21 protein-coding genes and 1 pseudogene are annotated in these 24,663 nt (G+C 59.4%); 13 read left to right on the top strand and 9 right to left on the bottom strand.

Annotated features, from left to right (window positions below; all coding sequences use genetic code 11):
• Positions 1-893: 893 nt before the first annotated feature.
• The 4 genes from AUC68_RS09070 to AUC68_RS09055 all read right to left on the bottom strand — a co-directional run bounded on the left by AUC68_RS09070 (position 894) and on the right by AUC68_RS09055 (position 3,972).
• Positions 894-1,925: an IS110 family RNA-guided transposase gene (locus AUC68_RS09070; protein WP_069437323.1), complete on the bottom strand. Its 1,032-nt coding sequence runs from the start codon at positions 1,923-1,925 to the stop codon at positions 894-896.
• 120 nt (positions 1,926-2,045) lie between these two features.
• Positions 2,046-3,092 (bottom strand): UDP-3-O-(3-hydroxymyristoyl)glucosamine N-acyltransferase, encoded by a 1,047-nt coding sequence (gene lpxD / locus AUC68_RS09065; protein WP_069437322.1) that lies wholly within the window; start codon positions 3,090-3,092, stop codon positions 2,046-2,048.
• A 116-nt stretch (positions 3,093-3,208) separates the two neighbouring features.
• Positions 3,209-3,379, bottom strand: coding sequence for a hypothetical protein (locus tag AUC68_RS16980; RefSeq protein ID WP_193407081.1), 171 nt, complete (start codon positions 3,377-3,379; stop codon positions 3,209-3,211).
• A gap of 383 nt (positions 3,380-3,762) precedes the next feature.
• On the bottom strand, positions 3,763-3,972 hold the full coding sequence (locus AUC68_RS09055) for a cold-shock protein (RefSeq protein ID WP_069437320.1): 210 nt from the start codon (positions 3,970-3,972) through the stop codon (positions 3,763-3,765).
• A 1,043-nt stretch (positions 3,973-5,015) separates the two neighbouring features.
• On the opposite strand from AUC68_RS09055, the gene AUC68_RS18715 reads away from it, so the two are divergent.
• The 3 genes from AUC68_RS18715 (at position 5,016) to AUC68_RS09040 (ending at position 7,623) form a co-directional block, all read left to right on the top strand.
• Complete coding sequence (locus AUC68_RS18715; RefSeq protein ID WP_083240575.1) at positions 5,016-5,255, top strand: helix-hairpin-helix domain-containing protein; 240 nt, start codon at positions 5,016-5,018, stop codon at positions 5,253-5,255.
• A 1,029-nt stretch (positions 5,256-6,284) separates the two neighbouring features.
• The gene (locus AUC68_RS09045; RefSeq protein ID WP_069437318.1) at positions 6,285-6,533 is read left to right on the top strand and encodes a hypothetical protein; all 249 of its coding nucleotides are present in this window, start codon (positions 6,285-6,287) and stop codon (positions 6,531-6,533) included.
• A 658-nt stretch (positions 6,534-7,191) separates the two neighbouring features.
• A complete protein-coding gene (locus tag AUC68_RS09040; RefSeq protein WP_069437317.1) occupies positions 7,192-7,623 on the top strand; it encodes a CBS domain-containing protein in 432 nt (143 codons plus the stop codon).
• A 229-nt stretch (positions 7,624-7,852) separates the two neighbouring features.
• Here the strand turns inward: AUC68_RS09040 and nhaA are convergent, their stop codons facing one another.
• The 5 genes from nhaA to AUC68_RS09005 all read right to left on the bottom strand — a co-directional run bounded on the left by nhaA (position 7,853) and on the right by AUC68_RS09005 (position 15,394).
• Positions 7,853-9,175 carry a Na+/H+ antiporter NhaA gene (nhaA, locus tag AUC68_RS09035; protein ID WP_069437316.1) on the bottom strand — a complete coding sequence of 441 codons (1,323 nt, stop codon included), beginning with the start codon at positions 9,173-9,175 and terminating at the stop codon, positions 7,853-7,855.
• Between the two features lie 225 nt (positions 9,176-9,400).
• Positions 9,401-10,483: a zinc-binding metallopeptidase family protein gene (locus tag AUC68_RS09030; RefSeq protein ID WP_069437315.1), complete on the bottom strand. Its 1,083-nt coding sequence runs from the start codon at positions 10,481-10,483 to the stop codon at positions 9,401-9,403.
• A gap of 939 nt (positions 10,484-11,422) precedes the next feature.
• Positions 11,423-12,235, bottom strand: a complete 813-nt coding sequence (locus AUC68_RS09020; protein ID WP_069437313.1) for a transglutaminase-like domain-containing protein — start codon at positions 12,233-12,235, stop codon at positions 11,423-11,425.
• Positions 12,236-13,811: 1,576 nt separating this feature from the next.
• Positions 13,812-15,146 carry a type II toxin-antitoxin system HipA family toxin gene (locus AUC68_RS09010; RefSeq protein ID WP_069437311.1) on the bottom strand — a complete coding sequence of 445 codons (1,335 nt, stop codon included), beginning with the start codon at positions 15,144-15,146 and terminating at the stop codon, positions 13,812-13,814.
• Positions 15,146-15,394: a helix-turn-helix domain-containing protein gene (locus AUC68_RS09005; protein ID WP_069437310.1), complete on the bottom strand. Its 249-nt coding sequence runs from the start codon at positions 15,392-15,394 to the stop codon at positions 15,146-15,148. The genes AUC68_RS09010 and AUC68_RS09005 overlap by 1 nt, the downstream gene beginning before the upstream one ends.
• Positions 15,395-15,658: 264 nt before the next feature.
• On the opposite strand from AUC68_RS09005, the gene AUC68_RS09000 reads away from it, so the two are divergent.
• The 10 genes and pseudogenes from AUC68_RS09000 (at position 15,659) to AUC68_RS08960 (ending at position 24,663) form a co-directional block, all read left to right on the top strand.
• Positions 15,659-16,342 carry an RNA polymerase sigma factor gene (locus AUC68_RS09000; protein ID WP_069437309.1) on the top strand — a complete coding sequence of 228 codons (684 nt, stop codon included), beginning with the start codon at positions 15,659-15,661 and terminating at the stop codon, positions 16,340-16,342.
• Positions 16,329-16,961: a helix-turn-helix domain-containing protein gene (locus tag AUC68_RS08995; RefSeq protein ID WP_141701178.1), complete on the top strand. Its 633-nt coding sequence runs from the start codon at positions 16,329-16,331 to the stop codon at positions 16,959-16,961. The genes AUC68_RS09000 and AUC68_RS08995 overlap by 14 nt, the downstream gene beginning before the upstream one ends.
• A gap of 96 nt (positions 16,962-17,057) precedes the next feature.
• A complete protein-coding gene (locus tag AUC68_RS15910; RefSeq protein ID WP_141701177.1) occupies positions 17,058-18,179 on the top strand; it encodes a UvrD-helicase domain-containing protein in 1,122 nt (373 codons plus the stop codon).
• Positions 18,161-20,320: an ATP-dependent DNA helicase gene (locus AUC68_RS17770; protein ID WP_425283223.1), complete on the top strand. Its 2,160-nt coding sequence runs from the start codon at positions 18,161-18,163 to the stop codon at positions 20,318-20,320. The genes AUC68_RS15910 and AUC68_RS17770 overlap by 19 nt, the downstream gene beginning before the upstream one ends.
• An 80-nt stretch (positions 20,321-20,400) precedes the next feature.
• The gene (locus AUC68_RS08980) at positions 20,401-20,892 is read left to right on the top strand and encodes a hypothetical protein (protein WP_069437305.1); all 492 of its coding nucleotides are present in this window, start codon (positions 20,401-20,403) and stop codon (positions 20,890-20,892) included.
• A gap of 2 nt (positions 20,893-20,894) precedes the next feature.
• Positions 20,895-21,379 (top strand): annotated as a pseudogene (locus tag AUC68_RS18710) (DUF7665 family protein).
• A 40-nt stretch (positions 21,380-21,419) separates the two neighbouring features.
• Complete coding sequence (locus AUC68_RS18705; protein WP_425283222.1) at positions 21,420-21,854, top strand: hypothetical protein; 435 nt, start codon at positions 21,420-21,422, stop codon at positions 21,852-21,854.
• A gap of 2 nt (positions 21,855-21,856) precedes the next feature.
• The gene (locus AUC68_RS08970) at positions 21,857-22,357 is read left to right on the top strand and encodes a hypothetical protein (RefSeq protein WP_141701176.1); all 501 of its coding nucleotides are present in this window, start codon (positions 21,857-21,859) and stop codon (positions 22,355-22,357) included.
• A gap of 1 nt (position 22,358) precedes the next feature.
• Complete coding sequence (locus AUC68_RS08965; protein ID WP_069437303.1) at positions 22,359-23,270, top strand: ubiquitin-activating E1 family protein; 912 nt, start codon at positions 22,359-22,361, stop codon at positions 23,268-23,270.
• 127 nt (positions 23,271-23,397) lie between these two features.
• Positions 23,398-24,663 carry a metallophosphoesterase family protein gene (locus tag AUC68_RS08960; protein WP_069437302.1) on the top strand — a complete coding sequence of 422 codons (1,266 nt, stop codon included), beginning with the start codon at positions 23,398-23,400 and terminating at the stop codon, positions 24,661-24,663.

Raw genomic sequence — 24,663 nt, 5'->3', positions numbered from 1 at the left:
CAGTTGGACGAGTTTGCGGGGCTCAGTTCAATGCATACGAACTGAAGTGTGGTGCCAAGCTTCGGCTGTGTTCTCCGACCGGTGAGCGATGTTGGTGCCAAGATCCGAGATCTGGCGTGCAGCCCTAGCAGTTGTACTGAGAGATTTAGCCGGGGCGCGACAGGTCAACGGTGAGTTAGAGCGGTTCCTTGGTCCTACATGCGGGGCTTCAGCGGTGGTCTTCGGAGCCGCCCGTCGCTGGCCGCCTAGAGCCTGGGGGCCTCGGGCCCCGTCAAGGGGCCTGCGTAACCGTCTCCTTTCCCTTGACGGGAATGGACGCCAGGCTAGGTCAGCGTGGCGTCGGGCGGCGGGGCCCGCCGCGTCACGCTGGTGGTTTTTGGTGGGCACCTGAGCATGAGGAAGTGCGGCAATAGCGCGGAAAGTTTCGTAATGACGGTTCGATTCGTGTCGGGTGGTAGTTGCGAACCATCGTGGGCAGTTCGCTCGGCTCGGCTGGCTCCTGATCTAGTTGGTGACTTTGGCAGAATTCGAATCGCAACCCTTAAAGAGCAAATAGACAGATCTGAGGGCCGCTTTTGACTGCGTGCGGACTTGAAAATCGCGTCTCGGAAAGTCCGCAATGTGCCATGTGTGGACGGCTCCCTGTTGGCAAGAGCTTTTTGGAGGTGATGCACGGCAGGTCGGTGCTGCCATGTGTCCGGCCTTTTGATGCGGCGCTTACCCATGGCCGCTGGCCATAATGCTCTCCGCGAGATCGGGTCCCGGTCAAAAGCCCGCAGTCAAAAGCTGCCCTGGCACGATTGGGGTGTCCCGATCTCCGGATCGACCGGCTGGGTGCATTATCCTCGTACTGCCCTTTCCAACCTCGTTAGCGCGTGTAAGGCGCGCATCTCTCAAACGACCTGCAAAGCGGGCTCCCTGTAGCGTGTGCCGCTGACCATCAGCGCCCAGGCAATGCGGGCGATCTTGTTGGCCAAGGCGACCGCGGCAACCTTGACTGGCCGGCGCCCCATCAGCTCGGCGAGCCAGGCCCGCCGCGTATAGCCGACCTGCTTGGCCCGTCGGATCACGGATAAGGCTCCGACCACGAGCAACGAGCGCAGATAGCGGTTGCCTGCCTTGGAGATGCTTCCCAGCCGCTCCTTGCCGCCCGTGGAGTTCTGTTTGGGCACAAGCCCAATCCATGCCGGTACATCGCGTGCCGAGCCAAAGGCATGGGGATCGGGGATGCTGGCAACCAGGGCCGTCGCGATCAGCGGCCCAACGCCGGGGATCGTCTCAAGGCGACGGCTCAGTTCATGCGACCGGTGCCAGGCAAGGATGCGCCGGTCAGCCTCCAGGATCTGACGTTTGACCAGCACGAGCTGGGCCCGCAACGCTTGAAGGCATTCCCGTGCCACACGAGGCACCCGCTCATCGGCCCCGTCGTCGATGAGCCGAAGGAGCCTCTCTACACCGTTGCGGCCGACCCCGGCGACAATGCCAAACTCGGCCATGTGAGCCCGGATCGCATTGATCAGGGTCGTACGCTGGCGCACGAACAGCTGCCGGGTGCGATGCAGCATCAGCACCGCCTGCTGCTCTTCCGTCTTGACCGCAACAAAGCGCATGGTCGGCCGCGCCACCGCCTCACAGATCGCTTCCGCGTCCGCCGTATCGTTCTTGTTCCGCTTGACGTAGGGCTTCACATATCTGGCCGGCATCAGCCGGACGTCGTGCCCGAGCTTCGCAATCTCCCGCGCCCAGTGATGCGCGGTGGCGCAGGCCTCCAAGCCCACAACGCATGCAGCTTGCTTCTCGAAGAACGGCAGAACCTGGCTACGCCTCAACTGCCGGCGCACGACAACCTGGCCCGACGCATCAACGCCGTGGACCTGAAAGACGTTCTTCGCGAGATCAACTCCGATCGTGGTAACTTCGTTCATGGACGGCTCCCTCCTGGCGGTTCGCAGACAACAACAACCGCAATTTGGCACCTAGATGCCGGTGGCGGGAGCCGTCCACAGCATCAGGAGCAGACATGCTGTGCGCCTACCAGACGCGCTCTAACCCTCCAAAGGCCGACTTTTCTTGCCGAGTCGCTTCACCACCGCAATTTCTCGTGCCCATTCGTTGAACGGACGGGCCGGCGTTCCGCCCATCCGGGCCCCGCTCGGCACATCGTCCTTCACATGGGCCATGCCTGCAATCAGCGCACCATCGCCGATCTTCACGTGTTCCACCACGCCGGACTGGGCCCCCAGAATGACGAAGTCACCAAGTTGGGCCGAACCCGCAATTCCCGTTTGGGAGACGATGATGCAGTGACGGCCTATCACCACGTTGTGGGCGATCTGAACAAGGTTATCGATCTTAGTTCCTTCACCGATCTTTGTGTCCGCTAGGAAGCCTCGATCGACTGTCGAGTTGGCACCGAGTTCGACGACATCTCCAATGACCACCCGGCCAATTTGCGGGATCTTGAAATGCCCTTCCGGGCTCATGACGTAGCCAAAGCCGTCCTGCCCGACTCGGGAACCGGCATGAAGCGTGACTCTATTGCCGACCAAGGCATGGGTTACAGACGCACCAGGGCCCACAAAGCAATCGGCTCCAATGAACACGCGGTAACCGACCACGGCGCCTGCGGCAATCGTGGTACCGGCACCGATCTTCGCCTCACGCCCGACAATGGCCCCAGGTCCGATTGTGACACCTTCGCCAATCTTGGCGGTTGGGTGCACCAACGGACCTCCTACGGTCGCGTATGCCAAGTGCTCCTCGGGTTGGAGCGCAGAGGGATAGAGAAGCCCAATCGCCATGGCAAAGGCACGGTGGGGGGCGTCCGTGATAATAGGGACGACATCTGTGGGAATGAGGCTGACGTCGGAGTGTCTGATCAGACAGGCCCGCGCCTTCGTGGCAACGAGAGCCTTGGCGTATCGGGGCCCGGTACAAAATGTGAGATGGGTGGCGGATGCGTCGCTCAAGGCGCGCAGGTCATCGATTTCAGCCAGGCCATCGTCGGAACTACTCAACTCAGCGCCGACCGCTTCGGCAATGCGTCTGAGTGAGATGGGATCCCCGCGGTCAAAAAAGCCAGGGTGTTCCACGGTTCCTCCAAGACTGAAAACAAACCGCGACTGACGTATCCGAACTGTGCGGTCGGGGCTAATTGGGGTTAGACACGCTTCCGGCTTCGATAAGCGAATTGGGCAGTTGTTTCTGGTTAGCGATTGCTTGCATCAGAATGAGCAGGAGTATCTGGATCGGTCCCATCGTCATGCGCCGCTTGGCGCTTGGCTGTCTCGTCCTCAAGCCGCTTGAGCTTTTCCTGTTTCTTACGGTTTTTTGCCCGCTCTCGCTCGGCCTTCTGAAAATTGTAGTTCGGCTTAGCCATCTGCACCTCGGTGTTTGTCTGACGCCGCGATCAAGTTTTCTTGGATCTGCGCACTCTTGGGCGCTTGACGGGGGCAGGCCTGAGTGCCGCCTCTGCCCTCTCGGCGGCTTCCTTCGCGAGTCGAAGTTCGCGCAAGCGGGCGGTCTTCTTGGCGGTCGCTTCGCGTTCCCGTTCTTGATCGCGCATCAGATTGTCATGGCGCTGTTGGCTTCTGCTGCGAACCAGCTCGGGACTACGCTTGGCTGCTGTCATGCGCGTGGTCAGTGACGTTCTCATGTCGGGCCTTCGTGTCGGTTCGGCATTCAATGGACAAGTTCGGGCAAAGCTAACAAGCCGCCCCCGAAGGGACGGCTCTAATTCATTGAGGCGATAGTCTGGAAAGACTATGCGGCCTCAATGGTGCTCACAGCGGTCTTGCCGCTGCGGCGATCGACCTCGGTGGCGAATGTAACGCTCTGACCTTCGGTCAGGTGCGTGATGCCCGCGCGCTCCAGCGCAGTGGCGTGTACGAACACGTCATTGCCGCCATCAGCGGGTGCAATAAAGCCGAAGCCACGAGTGGAGTTGTAAAACTTAACGGTTCCCGGATTCATCGGGTTTCCTTTCGTCCAAGTGTATGCAGTCGTGCCTGAAGACGCGCGGAAGCGCGACTCGAAGCGAGATTGTCGATGTTTGGGAGGGGTCTGAAACGCGCGCTTGTGCGCTACGGCCAATTGTCCGGCCAAATGTCGATTGTCCTATATAGGCGCATTCGGTGGAAACCACAAGGTGTCGTGCGCGGGGAGTCCTCGAGCAGCCGGCGCTTGGGATTAGAAGCATGCGTTGATCCGCGAGCCCAGACATCGCTGGGCGCAAGATGCCGTACGTTCCTACGGACTGTCAGTGATGCTCTTATGCGATTTAATTAGGTCAGGTGAGTGCTGACGACGTATGCTTGATGAAATCGAAGGCCTGCTCATTCGATATCCTATTGTGGCTCCTTCATGAAACATTGAGGTCGAGCCAAGGAGGGGGCCCCGCGCCCACGCATTTGGCTGCGGGGCTCCTCTTCCAAAATCACACGGAAGAGCGGCGGCCCTTATCTGGAGGACGTTGCTACGAGCTCTTGCGGTAATCCCGCTGTCTGCATCAACTGCGCTAGCAATCCTGAAAATGAAGGTGGCATCGACCTCAGCGCAACCGACCGCTGCTTTCTGCCTCCAGCGCAGATGCATCAAAACCACAAACGGGCAAGTTGACCTTCTCGGCGTCACAGGGATGCGCGCGCGCATCTAGGACTTCCAGCTGGCGGGACTGCCGCTTTGGGTCAGTAGCAGACTGTATTAGTCGTTTCTGCTAGGTTCTGATTCACCCCTCCCAAGGCAGACATTCGACAGCTGCAGGTTCTAATTTCTGCTCCATAACCGTGTTTCGACTCGCTATTTGCCTCCTAAGGGCGCATGGTCGATTAAGCGTCGTCAAGAACTAGACGATAACTGCTACAGCTTCGCACCAAGCTATTCGCCACACATTGTTATAACGACGAGGTCATAGTGGCGCGGCAGTCCCTATTTGGCTTTCGAGGTGACCCAGCACTCGAGCCGCGGGCGGCAGCCCGTTCTTGTCGCGACGCACATCAACAGTACGATCAAAAGGAATGTCTATGCCTTTTCGCGCGTCCACACGGTCCTATCGTGCCAACCTCAATTCTGCGTCCTTCGACGCCCTTGTTCGTGTGGGTAAGCTAGACCCAAAGCGAGCTAAGGCGCTGGTTCAACATCGACCCTACAGAAGTTGGGACGAGATAGAGCAAGTTCCCGGCTTCGACCGGCACGTGGCCTATAGTCTTCAAGAGAGCAGCTTTCTCGGCCCTTCCGTACGTAACAAGTCTTCCTAGGAATCGGTGTGTCACAGCGGTCCAATCCAATTAGACCGGACTACCAAACCAATGGTCACCTGAACCTCGGCGCGACCAATTCTCAAACGCAATCTGATGCTATCTATGCGATGAGACCAGAGGTAGACGGCGAGCAATACCGAAGCTCCCGCTATGGATGGCGCGGCGGCCTTACCTAGAGGGAGGTTCTTGCTTCATGCCTGAGTACCAAGCTCACCGCTGCCAACAGTGCCATCAACCCCTGAGGGAGATTGATAACTTTGGGCAACGCTTGCGGGGGTGCTTCGCCTGCAATCTCTGGGCGACGGCCGAAGGGGCCACTTGGATTCGATTGTCCGAGGAGGATTTGCGTTCGTTCTACAAGTTGCGCCATGACCACGAGCCCGAGTAACGCCCGCGCCATATCCGTAGCGTCCAGCTTGCGTATGCTTATTTCACTTGGTCCGCGTAAATGCCGGAACGTTGGCATGCTGCCCCCCGGACCTACAAGCAGCTGGCTCACTGCAAAACTTCGTCAGCAACTGTGTCGTTGGCAAACGGGCTACTCACAATTTGACGCCTGAGTACCCATATGACTTTAGGTAACGGATTTAGTCACTGTATGTGACGCTGGGCGCGCAGCCCCCTGCATAACCCTTCGCAGTCAAAATCCGCGCGAACAATTTCCCTAGACGAGACCCCGATAGCCGGCCTGCGATAATCGCACGCGATGCGGCTACGACTAAAACAAAGAGGCCAAATAATGAATGCTAAGCGCCCTATTTTGCATGCCAGGTTTACAGATCGGCCTGCAAATATCACGCGCAGCCGCCGTGGCGATTCTCTCAACCGGGCAAAACCGGCACTGAACGATTCCTCTGTTTCCGAATTCGAAGCCGCGCTGATCAAAGCACGAGACGCCTGGCGCGGCAGGAGGTCGCACATTTCCCGTAACGCCACTCGCCGTGACCTTGGGGCGCAGAGTCGATAGAGCGCTTGCAAGGTCGTTGGTCAGCTCACTGTGTGCACACCACGACAGGATTGGATGATATGGCGTTTGACTATGCCGCGATGGCCGAACTTTATCCAGCCCGGAGCTGCAAGCGCGGTCTCGGGCACATTACCTACAAGCGCTTCGAGGTTGCCGCCGAAGCATTGCGCTTCGCGATCGAAGAGCTTCCGGCTCAGTACCTCTTGGGCACCTACCTTGAGGTCGAAGAGCAAAGGTTCGATGGTCACCAAATTCGCTTGCTATACGAAAGTAAAAGTTACCCGCTGTCTCGCAAAGATGTCGTTTGACCAAACCCTTTGCGCTAACGGGTCCGTCGGTCGTGGGTTGGCTCTTGCTGACGACCGTTGGCTAGCTAAATACACTCTGGGAGCGACGAGATTTGCTGACAACCCAACCCGGATAGGCCATGGGGTTCGCGTCTTGAACAGCCGATGATGACTTGACTCGCTATTCGTTTGAGAAAGGCGCAGGATCAGTTATCGCTCGCAAAGTGACTTCCGCCTAAATTGTCTGAGCCAAAATCTCCGGTTAGGTACGCCTCTGAGTGTGTTTGTGCGAACCGATATCGCATGAATCCCGAGAATAGACACTAGTCTTCCGCATTGCTCACCACTTTCGCTTCGCATGACTCACGATTCGATCCGTGAGACTGACTAGCAGCTCTACTGCAGGGGAACCGATCGGCGCGTAAATCGCGCAACGAAGCGGCTCATTGTGTGCGACCACTTCGATCGCGCGAACCGGACGGCAATGAAGAACCACGGCATCATATCCCATACTCCGAGTCGCTGGCCCGGCATTCTCTCATTCCTCATTACGGGCACGCTATTCGCGGCGGTGCTGATCTTGACGCTATCTCACACCTTCAATGGGGCCCGCCACCATGACCCTGGGCAGGTGCAGTTATTGTCCGGCCGCTAGGCCAACTGAGACTGGAGGAATGGCATGAATGCCACCAGCAACCTGGCATATAGGGATAGTAGCGTAGTTGTCGCCACCGCTGAGAGATCGCTACGCCATGTCGCAGAGCTCCTCGCCAGGCATCGCATTGGCTGCGTTGTCATTGTGGAGAATGAAGACAAAGTTTGCGGCATTGTGTCGGAGCACGATGTTATGAGAGCGGTCGGCAAGGCCGGCCACGAAGCCTTGAGTAGACCTATCTCTGACTTCATGACTACGGCCGTGGTGACCGCGAACAAAGCCGACACGAACCAACGACTGTTGGCGGAAATGGCGACCCACCAGTTCCGCCACATGCTTGTTGTAGAAAAGGGAAAGCTGGTCGGCATCGTATCGATTGGCGATTTGGTCAGAAAGTATCTTGAGGACGCTGAAGCCGACTCGGGTGCGCTGCGAGATCACATCCGCTCCGCGTAGCCGGGAGTCTCCGTGGTTCTGATTGATGCTTCTGCGGGTGAGAGAGGTTGAGATGATCTATTTGGTAGCGGCTTATGCGCTCAAATATTCTCCGCTCATCATAGTTGCGTTGGTGGCCACTCTAGTTTGGCTCACGAGATAATCCCGACGTCGCGGAAGTTAGGAATTAGTAGGCGACCTCCCAACGATGCTCTCGGAGCCATGAGCAGGAGTGCCTCATGCTGCATTGCTAGATCAGAGCGATCCGCTTAACGTGAGTCAGCCAAAACAGCATAATAAGACCTGCGGTGGCGGACACCACCGCCGCGATAAGGACTCCGATCTTAGCCGCGTTTAATATTGCAGGGTCGTAGGCTAAACCTGCAATGAACAGCGACATGGTGAAGCCTATCCCGGTCAGCAGACTGCCCGCCGCCAATAGAGGCCAGCTCAATCGGAGCGCTCGACTAGCGAGACCGAGGCGAACTGCGAGCGAACTGAAGGTCAGCACACCGATGGGTTTGCCAAAGACTAGCCCCGCAAAGATCGCCACCGAGACAGGCTGTCCGAGATCCGCGCCGTGAATTTCGACCCCGGCATTAGCCAGAGCGAAGATTGGCATGACCACGAACCCTGCCCATGGATGCAGCATCATTTCCAGCCGCTCCAAAGGTGAGAGTGCCTCTGTTAGAGCTGTGCCCGCTCGCAGAAGGTCTCGACGCTCGGTGGTATCCCCACTCCAGTAATCGCCTGTCGGATGAGAAAGCGCGCGACTAAGGATCGCGCGTAGTCGCTCGTCGCTCACCCATCCATGTGGTGGGGTCATCAAACCCAGTATCACGCCCGTAATCGTTGCATGGATGCCGGAGGCGTCGAAGCAAAGCCAGATGACACATCCCAGCAGAAAATAGAAGGGAACGCTTCGGATTCCGAGGCGAGCAAATCCCGCGACCGCAGTGACTCCGAGCATGGCCAAGGCAAGGGCTGCCCAGTTGAGGGCGTTGCTGTAGCTTACGGCCACGACCGTTATGGCTCCCACATCATCAAAAATCGACAGAGACAAGAAAAACAGGCGTAGGCTCGGTGGGATGCGGGAGCCGAGAAGTGCGAGGCATCCAATCACGAAGGCGGTGTCGGTCGCCATCACGGTTCCCCAGCCATGCATGCCAGGCTGGCCCCACATCAGCGGCACATAAAGAGCTACGGGAATGAGCATGCCGCCGAGTGCGCCCGAGAAAGGTAGTGCCGCCGCGCGCAAATCTCGCAACTCACCCAGGACGAGGGCGCGCTTGAGTTCCAAGGCAATCACAAAGAAGAAGAGCGTCATCAAACCGTCGTTGATCCAGTGGCGCAGCGAACGAGTGAAGTCCAATGAGCCGACATGCAGGCCGATTGGTGTTTCCCAGAAGGCCAGAAACTGCGTGGCCCATTGAGAGTTCGCTAGGATCACCGCAGCCAACGTTGCAACGAGCAAGGCGCAGCCTGCCACAGCCTCAATCTTGACGAAGCGCGCAAAGGGCTCAGTGAATCGGTCGGCAAACTCGGGCGGGAGTCCCGCGTTGTCCTTTTGCATTGACTGTGCACCCTGTGTTCGGCTTTCGGTAGAATTTGCCTGGCGCCATCACGGCAGACTGGACGCCGGGCCAGGTGAAACCGAGCCCGCTCGTGCTGGGTCCCAATCATGGCAGATCAATAAGGGTATCCTGCGACTGTCGGATCCTGGGCCGTCACGGTCAGACATCGCTCTCATCGGGCAAAAGTCTATCATTGCCGCCCTTGCAAGTTAGGCTTCGAAGCCTCAGTTCGCTTCGACCTCGCTGTCTCGGTGTATGAGCCCGTGGACGAAACGGAGCTTACCCATGACCGTTGGCGCTAGGACAAAGGGATAGAGGTCTTGCTGGCCCATGCTGTGGTTGAGGCCGTTGACCGCGTAAGTGAGTGGCAGCCATGCAGCGACCAGTGCATCGAAATTATCCTGGCGGAATGGATCAAAATCGATGTCCATCTCGAGCACGGCGTTGCGGCCTGTCTTAGGGCGCACGCGCAGACCGAAGGCGGCGGCCGTCTCTAAAGTATCGACCATGTGCAAATAGTGCGCCCACGTTTCGGCGAAGTCCTCCCATGGGTGGGCGCTTGCGTAGCTACTGACGTACTGCTCCTGCCAGCCGGGCTTGCCCCCGTTTGCATAGTGGGCTTGCAGGGCGGATCCGTAATCGTATCGCTCGTCGCCAAACTCCTCCCGAAAGGCTTCGTGCCAGACACCCCCCCGAACGAGTCGCTCCCAATAATAGTGGCCGGACTCATGACGGAAGTGTCCAAGGAGAGTGCGGTAGGGCTCTGCCAAGTCTTGGCGATGGCGTTCTCGTTCGGCGTCGTCGGCTTCCGAGATATCGATGGTAATCAGTCCCCGGCTATGGCCTGTGATGACCTGTGGGCCTTCCCGGAACTTCGCGCCCGATCCCGCGAGAAAATCGAATGCAAGTCCCTTCTCGGTGTCGTCGAACTTGCTGACTAGCGGCAGACGATGCCGCAGCAACCCAAAGACAAGGCGGTGTTTGGCAGCTTCCAAACGTCGCCAGAGAAGGAGATTCTTGGGTTCATCGAGGTTGGGGATCGTCCGATTGAGTTGGCAAGCACGGCAGTGTGTAAATCCCGCAGCCGCCGGAACGAGCCAGTTACAGACGTCGTAGGCGGCATTGGCGCAGAAGGCAAAAGCCTCCCCGGCGTCATCCAAGGCATACCAAAGGCCACCGCCATCGCCCGTCAGGGTGACCAAGTCCTCTCGGTCCGGCAGATAGCCCAGAACGTGTCCACAGCGCTCGCACCGCGTGTTTTCGAAGTAGAGCAACTGTCCGCAGTGCTGGCATTCGAACAACTTCATGGTGCAGTGATCACGGACGGCTCAAAAAAGCGCGCCTCAAGAGGCCATCGGAGCCAAATCGATTGTGGACCGATGACGGGGTGGACGATGTGCTGGCAACACCGCGCATGTCGGTGAAGTAGTCTGCCGAAGAGTGAAGTTCGCTGCTAAGACCGAGATCTTGCACTCAATTGGAGGCATGCCGTTTCAATGGGTAGTCAGCGTCTTCGTAAAGCGCTCGGATTCCCGCTCCGTCGAACCGGGCCTCGTCGACCTCGAGGTGCGTGCCCAACAGAAGCTCGGAAGGCAGCTCTTCCACGGCAAACCTCACAGCCTCTGCTGCAGAGTCGAAGCGCCTGTACCCGATCGAGCCTATCGGACTTGCCCCGACATTCCGTTGTCTCGGATAGAGTTCAGCGGGGGTGTTGTAATCAAGTTTAGTCATGGACCTCGCTCCTTTTCGCAAGGTTGCGTAACGTGCGGACTCCGCCTGAGATGCGTCAGAACACAAAGGTTGCACGCTATAGGCTTATGATGCCCGTGTTTTGGCAGCCCAAGCTCGATAGTGAGCCTGTCAGCCTCGATGATGGCGATTGGACCGAGGCGCTGGCGCGCAGCTGATTGTGAGAAGGCGTCTCGCTCGTCGCCATCTGCAGTAATGAAGCAGAACCTCCGGCAACTTGATCGAAGGACTTGGAGGTGCCACTGAGGCGTATAATTGCGCTGTCGCCGGGGAACTTAGGCGCACGAACTACAAGTAACATGCCACGCTGCGCCCCGATCTCAGCGGCGGCGCGCGCTCAACAATGGCACCAATACTGTCGTGAGCGCGCGGGGCCAGCACCCAGCGTTGGGTGCGCCATCACTTACGTGTATGGGCCGGGCTCGTCAGATAAGCAAGGTGGAATATCGCGCGCCACTCCTTCTGCGGCGTCCGTATCGGTCGGCTATCCCAAGCGCTCACTGCGACTTCTCCACCTCGTAGGTCCACACTCGGAAAGACTTGAGGAGATGAGGTCCGAATGAATTGATGAGAGGAACATCGGCAGCATCTCGTCCCCGGGCGACCACAATCCTGCCGATCCTCGGAACGTTGTTGCGGGGATCAAATGTATGCCACTGGCCATCGAGGAACACTTCCATCCAGGCGCTGAAATCCATTGGATCCACAACGGGCACCCCGATATCGCCAAGGTGGCCGTTCACGTAGCGCGCCGGAATGTTGAGGCAACGGCAGAACGCCACCGCCAAATGAGCAAAGTCTCGGCACACCCCAACTCGCTCATGGAAGACTTCGAAAGCTGAACGTGTCGCACGGGCTTGCATGTAGTCGAAGCGGATGTGGGTGTGCACAAAGTCGCAAATTGCCTGCACACGCCTCCATCCGGGAGGCAATGATCCGAAAAAGTCCCATGCGACTTGGCTAAGCTTATCTGTTTCGCAATAGCGACTGCCCATAAGATACGCGAGGCAATCGCTAGGTAAGTCCGGTACGGGGATCTCCCTGGCCCCGGGGATCACAGGGTCCCTTTGGCCGTCATCCTCGATGGTGGCGTCGCCCCAGATTGTGAAGTCGCCTGCGGGCGCAACCAGTCTTCGGCAGAGGTTACCGAACAGATCGTAGTAGGTCGACACAGGGACGTTCGGTGTCGTGAAGGTTGTTTCGGGGGCCCTGATATCAGCCGCGCGATCCTGATGGACCGATAGCAGGCAAACCAGCGCCGTTGGCTGCTGACAGACTAAGGTCATTTCGTAGCCATAGCGTATCAGCATTGAAATCCTCTCCGCCGAGCGGCAATCGCGGCCTATGTGCGGAACGCCTGTCTGCACCACACGGCCAAGGCTACTGCGCGTCACAATAAAGCGCAGGCCAAGCGAGATTCAAAACGACCCCCATTCTTTAATCTGAGAGTTTGGACTGCCGCAGAACAATCGTGCGGCTATCGCCGAGACGACCCCGTTACCGATAGACTCACTTCAGTAACACGTACACCCGCTCCGCGTCTCATTCGCCAAATGGAATGGCCTGGGGGGTGACCGCAATAGAGAACCGGGCTACCGCCGCCGTCCTTTCTGCTTTGGGCCGATAAAACCGATCTGCTCCAGTATGACCAAGGGCGACGAAGTAAAAATTTCCTCGCATATCATTCCGGGGCTATCAGCAATCCTGTACCTAAACTCGCCCTCCAATAGCGCTCAGCCTGCCCCTCGAGGGTTTCGCCAGGGGCGTTTATCGTCATGAGGCTGTAGTCGGCGATGTGTTGGGGGGCATCTGGCTCGAGCTTTTCGACTGCGTAGAGATAGTAGGCGCGGGCATCGTTCCTGAGGCCAACACGCACAAAGAACTCTAGTTGGGCTTGCGTGGGGCACCCGTAAGCAGAGTTGAGCCTACTCGGCAGATGACCATATCGATCTTGACGGATGCGTTCGAAGACCGGTTCGGCTTCCCAATAAGGATGTGTCTTACCCTTCTTCCTAACGATGCGGCCCCAGTTCCCTGGCCGAACGACGTCGCCGGCTGACTCGAGCGTTGGGCTCGAATGGAAGAAAATCATTGTCCTTTGATCCTCGCGCACCTCAGCGCCTGAGCCGCCGCCGAGACGCATCCCTTTGCGTCAATGGCCCTGTCGTCCGGCACGATGTGGCTCTGGGTAGGGTCGTGGGGTGAGGCCTGTGCGTCTAGCTTGTCATCCGATACGCGAAGCCGCCTCAATTGGGTTCCACCGCGCGGTCTGAGGATAGCAGAAAAAAGGCCCACGCCATTCTGCAGTGGCGAAGGTAAGAGACGTTGGTCAACGTGGCTTAGCCGACGAGCTTATCCGTCCCTACGTCCGCTTTGGGTCAAAAGCAGACGCGGGCGGTGGCATCTGAGAATCTCAGCTTTGGACTCAGAGCGGACATTGGATGCAGGTCGTCCTGCGGCCTAAGCGGCATTGCCACGTGGTAGCTATGCGGTAGCTACGGAATATCGCCGGCAACACGTCCCGATGGGTAAGCTCCTGATTTGATTGGTGACCCCGGCAGGATTCGAACCTGCGACCCTCAGATTAGGAAACAGCGTAAAAATATTTACGATTAGAATCAGCAACTTAACGGGTCTGCAAATGTCAGTGGATCGCCCGGTCTTCCCTAAAAAAATAGTGAGCAGTCTTGTGACGCAATGAGCCAGATACGGGCCGTCTATGGCGGTTCCCGAGAAAGTGGTAGCTATATGGTAGCTACAAAGGAGGGGATGCGGCACTCGTGACGCGACGCTACTGACGCTGTTGCACCTTGTTGTGAGGCGAACAGGCAGATGGCTACCACTGCATGCCGATTTGAGGCCTCTTTCCAGCTCAGAAGCCTGACGTCAGACAACGTCCACCTTGGCGATATTTGGGGTAGCCAAAAGATCGATGCGGTGCTTGGCGCCGTTGCTAATAGATTGTGCGACATGGCCTGGAAAATCAGCCGGAAGACCGGCAATGACAGCGTCGATTCTCGCCTTTCCCGTGTCGCAGATCTCCTGGATGGCATCGCTGACGAGCCTTGCAGACAGACCGCACTTGTCGCCGGTTTCGACGAAATGGCGCCCTATGATCGTATGCACGATGTAGTGCCGGTTTTTTCCGATTGCCATCGCCATCTTCATTTGGTTGAGACGGATCTGGTTGGCGTCGACGCTTGGTTGGGCCGATACGACATCGTAAATGGGCGTCAGGCGGAACCGGCCACCGGACGCAAGACGAAGACTGAAGTTCTTAGCATGTCCATCGGTCGCGCCAAGTAGCCAGAATATGACCTGCGCTTTGAACACGGTTTTCTGATCCTCCTCCGGCGCATCGCTCCCCTTCAGGAGTTCAACCAGATCGCAAACGCCAGGGCCGCCGTCTGACTCGTATTTGCGGGTCGGGGGCACGGAAAGAGCCTGGCAGCAATCCTCTTGGGGAACCCGTAGAAGTCGACCGTCTTTGGTCCAGATACGGTCGAAGCGCTCAATCACGAGTGCGCGCTTGCCTTCGAAATCCCTGATCTTGGATTTCGCGGCAGGGAGGCCGAGGGCTCTGACCAGTTCCAAACAAAGATGCTCGTTCTCGACGCTGTTTGACAGGTCGACGCCGTCGGGAAGGTGGCCGATCTGAGGTTTCAGAATGTGCGTCGTGGCCGTCGTGCCGTGCGGCACGTGCCATTTGTCTTTCCAGTAGAGTAGCGCCGTCTTTTCCTGCGCTCCCGCAATTGAAATCCGGAATTCGCGATCGTCGTCACCGATGCCCAGCGGGTTGCGTGTCAAATCGCCGATGCGTTCAGCAATTTCCTGATCAGTGACAGCGCGCGCATTCACCTCTCCGGCTTTGCCGGCGTCCATGCCGTCAGGCACGAACTGGAGCGCGCCGACGCAATCGCGTCCGACTGCGGCCAGAAGGCTGTAGGCGTCGAAACCGTCCGCATGGGCTCGTTCGGCGAGCCGCCGCCGAATATCATCATTGTCGGGTAGTAGATTGTCGAAAACAGCGACGACTGGATCACCGACATATCTATCTTCGCGCGGAGGGAGCGAGTGCGAGACCGGAATCGCATTTTCCCAGCCGAGCCAGCTTGGGTCATATATGAAATCGATGGCTCCGCTGCTTTCACGGCGAAGACGGCCGACAAGCCGGCCGTTCAGGTACACGTTGAGCGGGGGTCGGCGAGGAGCGCGAGCCATCAGAACAGCTCTTCGATATCTTCGGCAGCCCGGCTGCGTGGTCTGACCACAAGTTCAAGGTCGAGTGCCGTCAAGGCATCAATCAGGACGCCAAGCTGGGTGCCCCGCTCGCCGCTCTCTAGTTTTGAGACGGTCGCCTGGCGGGCATGCATCAGCTTGCCCAGGCTTAGTTGGGTGAGGCCCTTTTGGCGGCGGTAGCGCCGCAGCGTGGCCCCGAGCTGCTTGGCGGTTCGGACTATCATGTTCATAGAGGCAATATACGCGATCGCGTATTAATCGTCTATATACGCGTTTGCGTATTTTTCTGAGCTATACGTGATCGCGTATTACCACAAAATATACGCGCTTGCGTATTGAAAGCCCATATTTATGGTAGCAGCGTCGGACTTTGCACCAGCCGCTGGTAGGCTGACCGGCCGGCCTCAAGAAAATTACTACCGGCTGCTTCCGGATTTTTCGGGCTGCGATCGCTACCCGCCAAGGAAACGCATTCATCCACGTGAGGGCAATTAATGAATACCACGACCAAAAAGATTGAGGAGCCGCCCTCCGATACCGACCTGGATGCATGGCGGCAGATAGCGGCCGAAGACGGCCTCCGCCGCATCCCGCCGGAAGAGATCGTCGCTGCCATACAGCGCATCGGTCCCAACGGCGATCAGCAGCTTCTCAACGCCCTGATGGGATACATCTCGGACAAGATTCTGCGGACCTTGCGCCGGAGGGTGAGCACGCAGCACCACAATGGCGGTAGGGACATCATCGAACGTGCGCATGAACAGTTGATCGTTGCCATTCTCAAACCGAACTCCCCCAACGGCAAAGGTTTGAGGGTTGCGTTCCGGGCGTGGGTCGGATTCCGCGGGGATGACTCCATCCGCGCCGAGATGCGCGAGCGTAAACGCTACACGCATTACAAGACCAACGAAGATGGAGAAACGGTCGAGCCGCCAGACAGGCAGGCTCCCGATCACGTCGAACAGGTCACCTATGTCGAACATCTTTTAAGCAAGATTCCAGATCCCCGGAAATGTCTCGCGTTCCGCCTGCACATGGAGGGCTGCCCTGTCACCTCCAACAAAGGCCCGGAGTCGATCTCGAAGACGCTGGGCGTCAGCGAAAAAACCGCGAGAGCATGGATCGAAGAAGTCCAGACTCTCCTTAAGAACCTAGGAGTGTCCAATGACCGCACGTAACACGAACATGGACCGCGACGCGGTACTGTTCGCCTTCTATCAGGAATGCGAGCGCCCCACCGCGAGACAAATCATAGAATGGGCGGAGCGCTACCCTCAGTTCGCGGATGACATCCGCGCGCATGCAGCCATCCGCCTTGACCGCGCGCCCGGCGCGGAGGATCGCTCGGAACTGGAGCCGGACGAAACCATGATTGCGCGCGGGCGCAGCCGTGTGCTCAACGCAATCTATAATGCGCGGCAGGAAGGGGACGAGGACGCGGCCGAAACCAAAAAGGCTGCCGCGCAGCCCAACTGGCAGGGGATGCTGCGCGCGAAGGACATCACGGTCCCGCAGCTTGCCCGCCAGATAGACATAGATCGAATGGTCCTTTCCGAATTGGGGGCGGGCCGCATGCGATTGCCGATAGGCCATAGACTGATGGATGCTCTTACTAAAGTTCTTGATGTCACACCGGCATATGTAAGCGCCGCCGTCACGCAACTCGTCGCGGCACCACGGCTCGGGCATGCCAAGGCTGACAAAGCGCCAACCATTCTGACCCGGTCGTTTGAGGAGGTCATCCGATCAAGTTCGATGACGCCTGAGCGACAACGTTATTGGCTCGGCGAGGACTAAGCAGTGGATGCGTGGGGGGACATCAGGCTCAAGGCTCGCGACTGGCACCGGCACGCACTGCAGGAGGCCAAGGGCGATCGCAAGGCGTCAGCCCTTGTGGGCGCCGCGCTCAAGCTCGACGACCTCCAGCTGCAACATTATGACCCCGGCACGATTGTCGGCGATGGCGTGCATGGCTTTCTCGACCGGGATTCGTTGATGGTCTATGTGGCTCGCTGCCGATCTGCCGAGGATGAAGCCGTCGTCGTCGCCCATGAGATTGGACACTTCAAGCTTCACCACGATCCGCGCAACGAGGTCACTGCCATCGCCTCAACCTTAGGAGGCGATCCGATTGATTCCGGCGCAGGGCACGTCGAGGGCTATTCACCACGTGAGCGCAAAGAAGTGCAGGCGGATGTGTTCGCTGGCGAGTTCCTTTGTCCGGCCGATTGGCTCCGGGAAGAGTTGACGAGTAGAGGTCGGACTCCAGCTGAAGTTGCCGAAGAGCTGGGATTGCCGCCGGGCCTTGTCATGAACCAGGCCATTCGTGCGCTTCTTTTGCCGCCAATCGCCGCGCCTACGGAGGAGGCGCAAGCCCAGCCCTACGCGCTTGATGACAGCCAGATGGAAGCAGCGACATGGGATCAGGGACCGTTGCTCGTCGATGCCGGGCCTGGCACCGGCAAGACGCGAACCCTCGTCCATCGCATCCGCCATCTGCTTGAGAATGGTGCGGCCCCTGCGTCCATTCTCGCACTGACGTTTTCCAACAAGGCCGCAGAGGAGATGCGCGAACGCCTGTCGGCCATGAATACCGACGCCGCGATTGAAATGTGGGTCGGAACGTTTCATGCCTTCGGCCTGGAACTGGTCGCCAAATATGCCGATCGCGTGGGCCGGACAATGAGCCTCCGGATCCTCGATCAGGCCGGTTCGCTCGCTCTGCTTGAAGACAACCTGACGCGCCTGCCGCTCCGCTACTTTCAAAATCTTTACGAGCCGTCTTTCGAGCTGGTGCATGTCCTGCGCGCGATATCACGCTGCAAGGACGAGCTGATAAGCCCGGCGCCTACCGCGCCGAGGCCGAGGCCGCGCTTGCGGTGGCGACAACGGAGGAGCAGCGCGAGGGCGCTGGCAAGGCGCTTGAGCTGGCGGCGATCTATGAAATCTATGAAGAGCTGCTGCACGAGGCCGACGCGGTCGACTTTGGCGATCTCGTGCTGCTTGCGACCTTAGTCCTCGAACAGAACGACGACATCCGCGCGGAATACCAACAACGCTTCGAACATATCCTTGTGGACGAGTACCAGGATGTGAACTTGGCGAGCGCGCGGCTTCTCCGCGCTTTGGCACGGCCGGGAGCCGACGTGTGGGTGGTCGCGGATCAGCGTCAGTCCATCTATCGTTTCCGCGGAGCCGAGCCATCCAATGTTGCGCGCTTTGAGGCGGAGTTCTCCGGCGAAAAGCGCTCGCTCAAGATCAACTACCGGTCGGGCGCCGCCGTCGTCCGCGCCTTCCAAAGTTTTGCCGCCAACATGCGTTCCTCGTCGGGCGGTTCATGGACTGCCAGTCGTGGCGAGGTTGGCGCGCTGGGTCATATCGTCGGTCCATCTCTTGCGGCCGAGGCGGCGGGAATCCGCGCCCATATCGAGCAAGCGCGCGCGGACGGAATTTCCTACGGCGAGCAGGTCATCCTCGCCCGCAGCCATCTGACCCTCGCCCGTATCACGGGGCACCTGGAAAAATTAGGTGTCCCGCTGCTCTATCTGGGCGATCTTTTCGAACGGCCGGAGATCCGGGATTTGCTCTCGCTCGTCTCCATCGACGCGGAGCCAGGCGGCATCGGGCTTGCTCGTGTAGCGCAACTGCCCGACTACGACGCCACGCGCGGCGATGCGCTCTCGGTTATCGCGTGGGCCAAAGAAAATCGCGTTTCCGTCATCGAGGCACTTGGCCGTATCGACGAGATTGCGGATATCTCGCAGGGAGGCCGAGCGGGCCTCGCCCGTCTCGGCGCAGAGCTTCAGGACTTCGGGCCGGCGACAACGCCGTGGACGCTTCTCACAACCTGGCTCTTTGAGCGCAGCAGTTACCTTGCGCCGCTGCTTGAGGCGAACGATCCGAAGGCGCAACAGCAACTGGTCGCCATCTATCAATTGCTGAAAGTGTGCGGTGAGATGGTGGCAGCAGGTCATTCGACACGCAGGCAGTTCCTGGCGCGCATACGGCGCATCGAGGCCTTGAACGATGACCGCGTTTATCGCGCTGTCGCATCGGAGGCGTCGGGCATGGATGCCGTTCGGGTCATGACGATACACGGCAGCAAGGGTCTTGAATTTCGGGCGGTGCATCTGCCAGCGCTCGCGACAACCTATATGCCGGCCAACCGTCAAGGAATAAGGTGTCCGCCACCGCCGAGCCTCGCGCATCTGGCGATCCGCCCGGAAGGCCACGAGGCCGAGGAGGAATGCCTGTTCTTCGTTGGGTTGTCCCGGGCGCGCGACTTTCTCTTCCTGAGCCGTGCCGAGCGCTACACCAGCCGCAACTCTACCCCCTCGAAATTTCTTTCCGCGCTTACGTCGCTCGCGCCGCCTAGACGGCATGCGGACAGCGCTGTCGCAACCCCCTCGGCACGGCAATTTGCGCCACCAACAATCCGTGATCGCTATGAAGAGCGGGAACTAAGCCTCTACCTCCAATGTCCGGCGCGGTATCAGTATGAAAGGCTCGATGGCCTCCGGGGGGCAACCGACGACGCCCCCTATATTCGCTTTCATCGCTGCGTGTACCGGACCATAGGTTGGATCGAGGCCCAACGGAGTGCAGGCCAACCGGCCACGCTTGACGAAGCGCAAGCCGAGCTGGCTCGCGACTGGGCGGAGGCCGGGCCTGTTGGTCATGGCTTCGAGGCCTATTACCGATCCTCGGCTGACGCCATGATCGCGACAATGGTGGATGTGATCGCCGCCGAGACCGGCACCTACGATCGTGGCGAATGGGAGATCTTGCTGGACGGCAAACTGGTTACAGTGACGCCCGATCGGGTCATTGTTGCCGCCGACGGAACGGTGCATGTGCAAAGGATACGCACCGGGCGTAAGACAAAATCAGAGCCGGAAAACCGGGTTTACGCCCTTCTCCGGGAAGGCGCACGCACGAGATATCCAGTCCGAACGGTGGTGATCGAAACCTTTTACTTGGCGACCCGCGAAACGGTACCGGTCCTGTCGCGCAAGGACGACAAGCTGCTCGCCGAGTACCGCCAAGCCATCGCCGATATTGAGGCCGGCCAATTCGCGCCGGCCCCGAAGGATGCCCGACGCTGCCCGAGCTGCCAATGCTACTTCATCTGCGACTACGTCCAGGGCGTCTCGTAAGGCGACTTCCGGATTTTTCGCCCTGCCATCGCTAACTCCTTAAGGCCCGGATTGGCGGGTCACCGATAAGGGGAAATGCGATGAGCAAGATTGCTGCCTTTGTTCAAGTCCAGGACAAGCCTGGCATCGCCGAGGTCGAGATCGAGGCCCCGGCGACATTCGATCACATTCGCCATGCCCTGAAGGGGGCGGGTGTGGAGATCGACGAGGAAACCGCGCTCTTCATCGACGAGCACGAAGAGCCGCTTCATCACGGGCACAAGGAGCCGGTCGGACATCTTAGGCCGGGCTCCTGCATTCACGTCACCCACTGCAAGAAGGTCAAGGTCAGGGTCCATTTCCAGGACAAGACCATTGACCGGGCTTTTCCGCCCGGCGCGAAGGTGCGCGCGGTCAAGCAATGGGCCGTACACGAGCTGAAGCTGAACCACACGGATGCCGGTGAGCACGTCCTTCAGCTCTGCGGCTCGACGAAGCAGCCGCCGACCGACACCGCGCTGGCCGAGCTGACGGATGGCCGGAACTGTGAGGTCTGCTTCGATCTCGTCCCCGAGAAGCGCGTCGAGGGCTGACGATGGGGAACCTCGTTCCGCCAGATCGCATGCTTCTCGAAGCGGATCTGGCCGCCCCGGAATTCCGGTGCGGCCAGATCGGGGGCAAGTGGCGTCATATCGCGACGAACTGGCCGCATGTCCTCATCACCGTCTCCGCTGCCGTGCGCCCCAATGCCCCCGACGAATACGGGTTTCGTTTCGAGTGCAGCGGATACCGCCAGGCCCCGGTGACGGCCCAGCCTTGGGATCTTGCGGCCGACAAGCCGCTGCCAGCGCCGCGATGGCCGACAGGCCGTTCCATCGTGCCGTCCGTCTTCAGGCTGAATGGAAGGGCGGACAATGCCTCTATCTGCCATGCGATCGCATGTCGATTGAGGGGCATCAGAACTGGCAGCACGAACACCCGAACCGCCTGTGGCAGCCCACGCGCGGCATCATCTGCTACCTGGAGCAAATTCATGATCTCCTCAATCAAAGGGATTATGCGGGCCTTCGTGGCGCCTGATCACCGGCTCAGTTGCCCTCCGTCGCTGTGGCACCGCGTCTTGGCCGAACTGCATCGGCGCGGCGGGCGGCGCCACGAGGCGGGCGCCTTCCTTCTTGGTCTTGAACGCGCCGGACGGCGCGAGGCGGTGGATGTCGTCTTCTATGACGATCTTGCTCCGCAGGCCTATGCGAGCGGGGTCTGCATTCTCAAGGCCGATGCTTTTTCCAAGCTCTGGGCGCTGTGCCGTACTCGGAAGCAGATGGTCGTGGCCGACATCCACACGCATCCCGGGCCGGCATTCCAGAGCGAAGCGGACCGAACGAATCCGATGATCGCCCGCGCCGGCCACATCGCCATCATCGTGCCGGAGTTCGCCACCGCGCCGATCGACGACGAGAGGCTTGGCATCTATGAGTACCAAGGCGGCCACCGCTGGCTGGACAAAGGGCATTCCACCGCCCGTCGCACACTTTACCGGGGGTTTTGGAGCTGACCATGAGCGTCCCAATCGATCACACGCGGCTGCATCGCACGGCCAAGTATTTCATGGATAACGGCCAGGCCGAAACCGTTGACGAGGCCATGGACCTGCTTCACGGTTTTGGACTCACGGTCCATGTCGGTCCAGAACTCGCGGAGTCCACCCCGCACCAGATCGCTCTTCTCACGCTCATCAATCTCGCGCGCCGCACCTTTTTAGGCGGGGTCGAGGTGGTCGGCATGCGCAACATGCCACTGCTTCTGCCGCTGACGGCCGATGCCGATCTGGCGGCGGCCGTCGAAAGTTGGGGGCCGTCTTGTCGAACAGGGCCGGACAACGATGCCGGCCGCTCTCATCGGAACATGTGTGACAGAAGGGACGACGCAGCCGTGCTGGCAACTGACGTGGCAAGGATGGCGAGGTGGCGTCGTTCCCGCTCGCGCCGAAAGACGCCTTGCCGAAGATACCGTCAATCCGCTTACGGCGGCGGTTGCGGCGGGTGCATGCGCGGCTGAATTGTTCGCCTGGTACTCTGGCAACCACGCGATGGCCGGACGGCGCAGCGCGGGCGTATCGCTGTGGCAGCCCGACGCGGACTGGATCGCCGATGACGCTACCGAGCCTATGTTGGCTTATCTGCCTTCCCGCCTGTGGCTGATCGGGCTCGGCAATCTCGGCCAGGCATTCGCGTGGCTTCTGGTCTGCCTGCCATACCGTGACCGCAGCGCGGTCGAGCTGATGTTGCAGGATTTCGACCGCATTGCCGAGTCCAATGACAGCACCTCGTTGCTCTCTTCACTCGATCTTGTCGGCCGCAAGAAGACGCGCGCAGTCGGAGAGTGGTTGGAGCGTGTCGGTTTCCGCACAGACTTTGAAGAGCGGCGCTTTGGAGAATGGACGAGGCGGGCACCGCACGAACCCGGCGTCGCACTGTGCGGCGTAGATAATGCGCTCGCGCGCGCCGATCTCGACAAGGCTGGTTTCGAGCTTGTCGTCGAAGTTGGTCTCGGGGCCGGGCCTGACGGCTTTCGGAATTTCTCGATGCACAGTTTCCCTGCATCGAGGCGCCCTGATCAAGTCTGGTCGAAGCACAGTCGATCGCAACAGCCAGATCTGACATCCCTGCCGGCTTACGTTGCGCTTCGGAAAACCGGTCTGGACGCTTGCGGCCTCACACAGCTTGCATCGCGCACAGTGGGGGTGCCGTTCGTCGGCCTCATCGCTGCCGCTATGGGACTATCGGAGCCACTACGCCGGCTCCACGGCGCCGAAGGGCTCGAACTCGTGGCCGGCTCGATCGCAAGCCTCGGAGACCTGGACGCCGCCCGCATAGGGTTTGTGCCTTACGCGCACGGGCACCTTCCGGTTCAGCTCGACCAGGGCGCGGCCCAGGCAATCGGCACCGAAACCACCGTGGAGGGATTTTGATGTTCCCATTTCGTTCGCTAGAATGCTACCCTAACGCGCGGACAGCCAGTTCTACCGCTTTTCAAACGGGCGCGGCTGGTCCGAATGCGCAAAATCATGAGGAATTCCAGCAGGGCACGGGGGCGCCATGATGTTTCGTTTCATTCATACGGGCGACATCCATCTCGATAGCCCTCTGAGAGGCCTGGCCGGCCAGCAAGGAGCGGCTGCGGATCGCATCCGGACGGCGACCCGAACCGCCTTTGCCAACCTGGTTGATTACGCCATCGAAGAAGCGGTCAACTTCTTCATCATTGCCGGCGATCTCTATGACGGCGATTGGCGCGACTATCAGACGGGCTTGTTCTTCGTCGCGCAGATGGGCCGCCTGGCGAAAGCCGGCATTCCCGTTTTTCTTCTCTATGGAAACCACGACGCCGAAAGTCAGATTACGAAGCGCCTGACGCTGCCCGAGAATGTTCGCGCGTTCTCATCCAGAAAGCCTGAGACTTTCGAAATTGAGGATCTGCGCGTCGCGCTACACGGCCAGAGCTTCCGGCAACGTGACATCACCGACAACCTTGTTCTGGCTTACCCGGCCCCGATCGAGGGCGCCTTCAATATCGGCGTCCTTCACACCGGCCTCGGCGGCATGCCGGGCCATGCGAACTACGCGCCATGCAGCCTCGATGATCTGGTCAACAAAGGTTACGACTACTGGGCATTGGCGCACGTGCACCAGGGCACGGTGCTGCACCAGGATCCGTATGTTGTCTTTTGCGGCAACCTACAGGGGCGCCACATGCGTGAGACCGGCGCCAAGAGCGCCTCAGTAGTCACGGTTGAGGACGGGCAAGTTGTCGATATCGCACCCGTCGAGGCGGACGTTGTCCGCTGGGTCCACGTTCCCGTTCCTGTTGATGAGATCAACAGCTTTAGCGAGGTCATAGACAGGCTGGCGCGAGCCATCGAAGAGAGTGCCGGCAACGCGGGGGGAAGGCTCATCGCCTGCCGCATCGAACTGACCGGCCGCACCGCCCTGCACGACCAGCTACTTTCGTCACATGCACAGCTTGATGTTGAAGCGCGAGCGGCCGCACTCGCCCTTGGCGACGAAGCTGCCTGGATCGAACGAGTCGTCATCAGCACGGAGCCAGAAGTCGGTGCTCCCGCGAACGATGCCGCCAATGCACCTGACGATTTCGCCGCAATTCTTGGTGAAGCCTCAAACGACCCGGCATTTCTCGCGCAACTGGAAGCGGAACTCGGCGAGCTTGTACGAAAGCTTCCCCATGACATTCGCGCGGATACCGATAGCGGAGAGCTTTCGGCAGCCCTGAATGGCGAATACCCCGCGCTTGTCAGCGAAGCGTCACGTTATCTCAAGGCGCGCCTTGCTGCGGAAGGAGCATAG

It is taken from the genome of Methyloceanibacter methanicus (assembly GCF_001723285.1).
Lineage (GTDB): Bacteria > Pseudomonadota > Alphaproteobacteria > Rhizobiales > Methyloligellaceae > Methyloceanibacter > Methyloceanibacter methanicus.
Note: the sequence above shows the minus strand (reverse complement) of the source record. Positions and strands in the feature narration are given on the sequence as shown.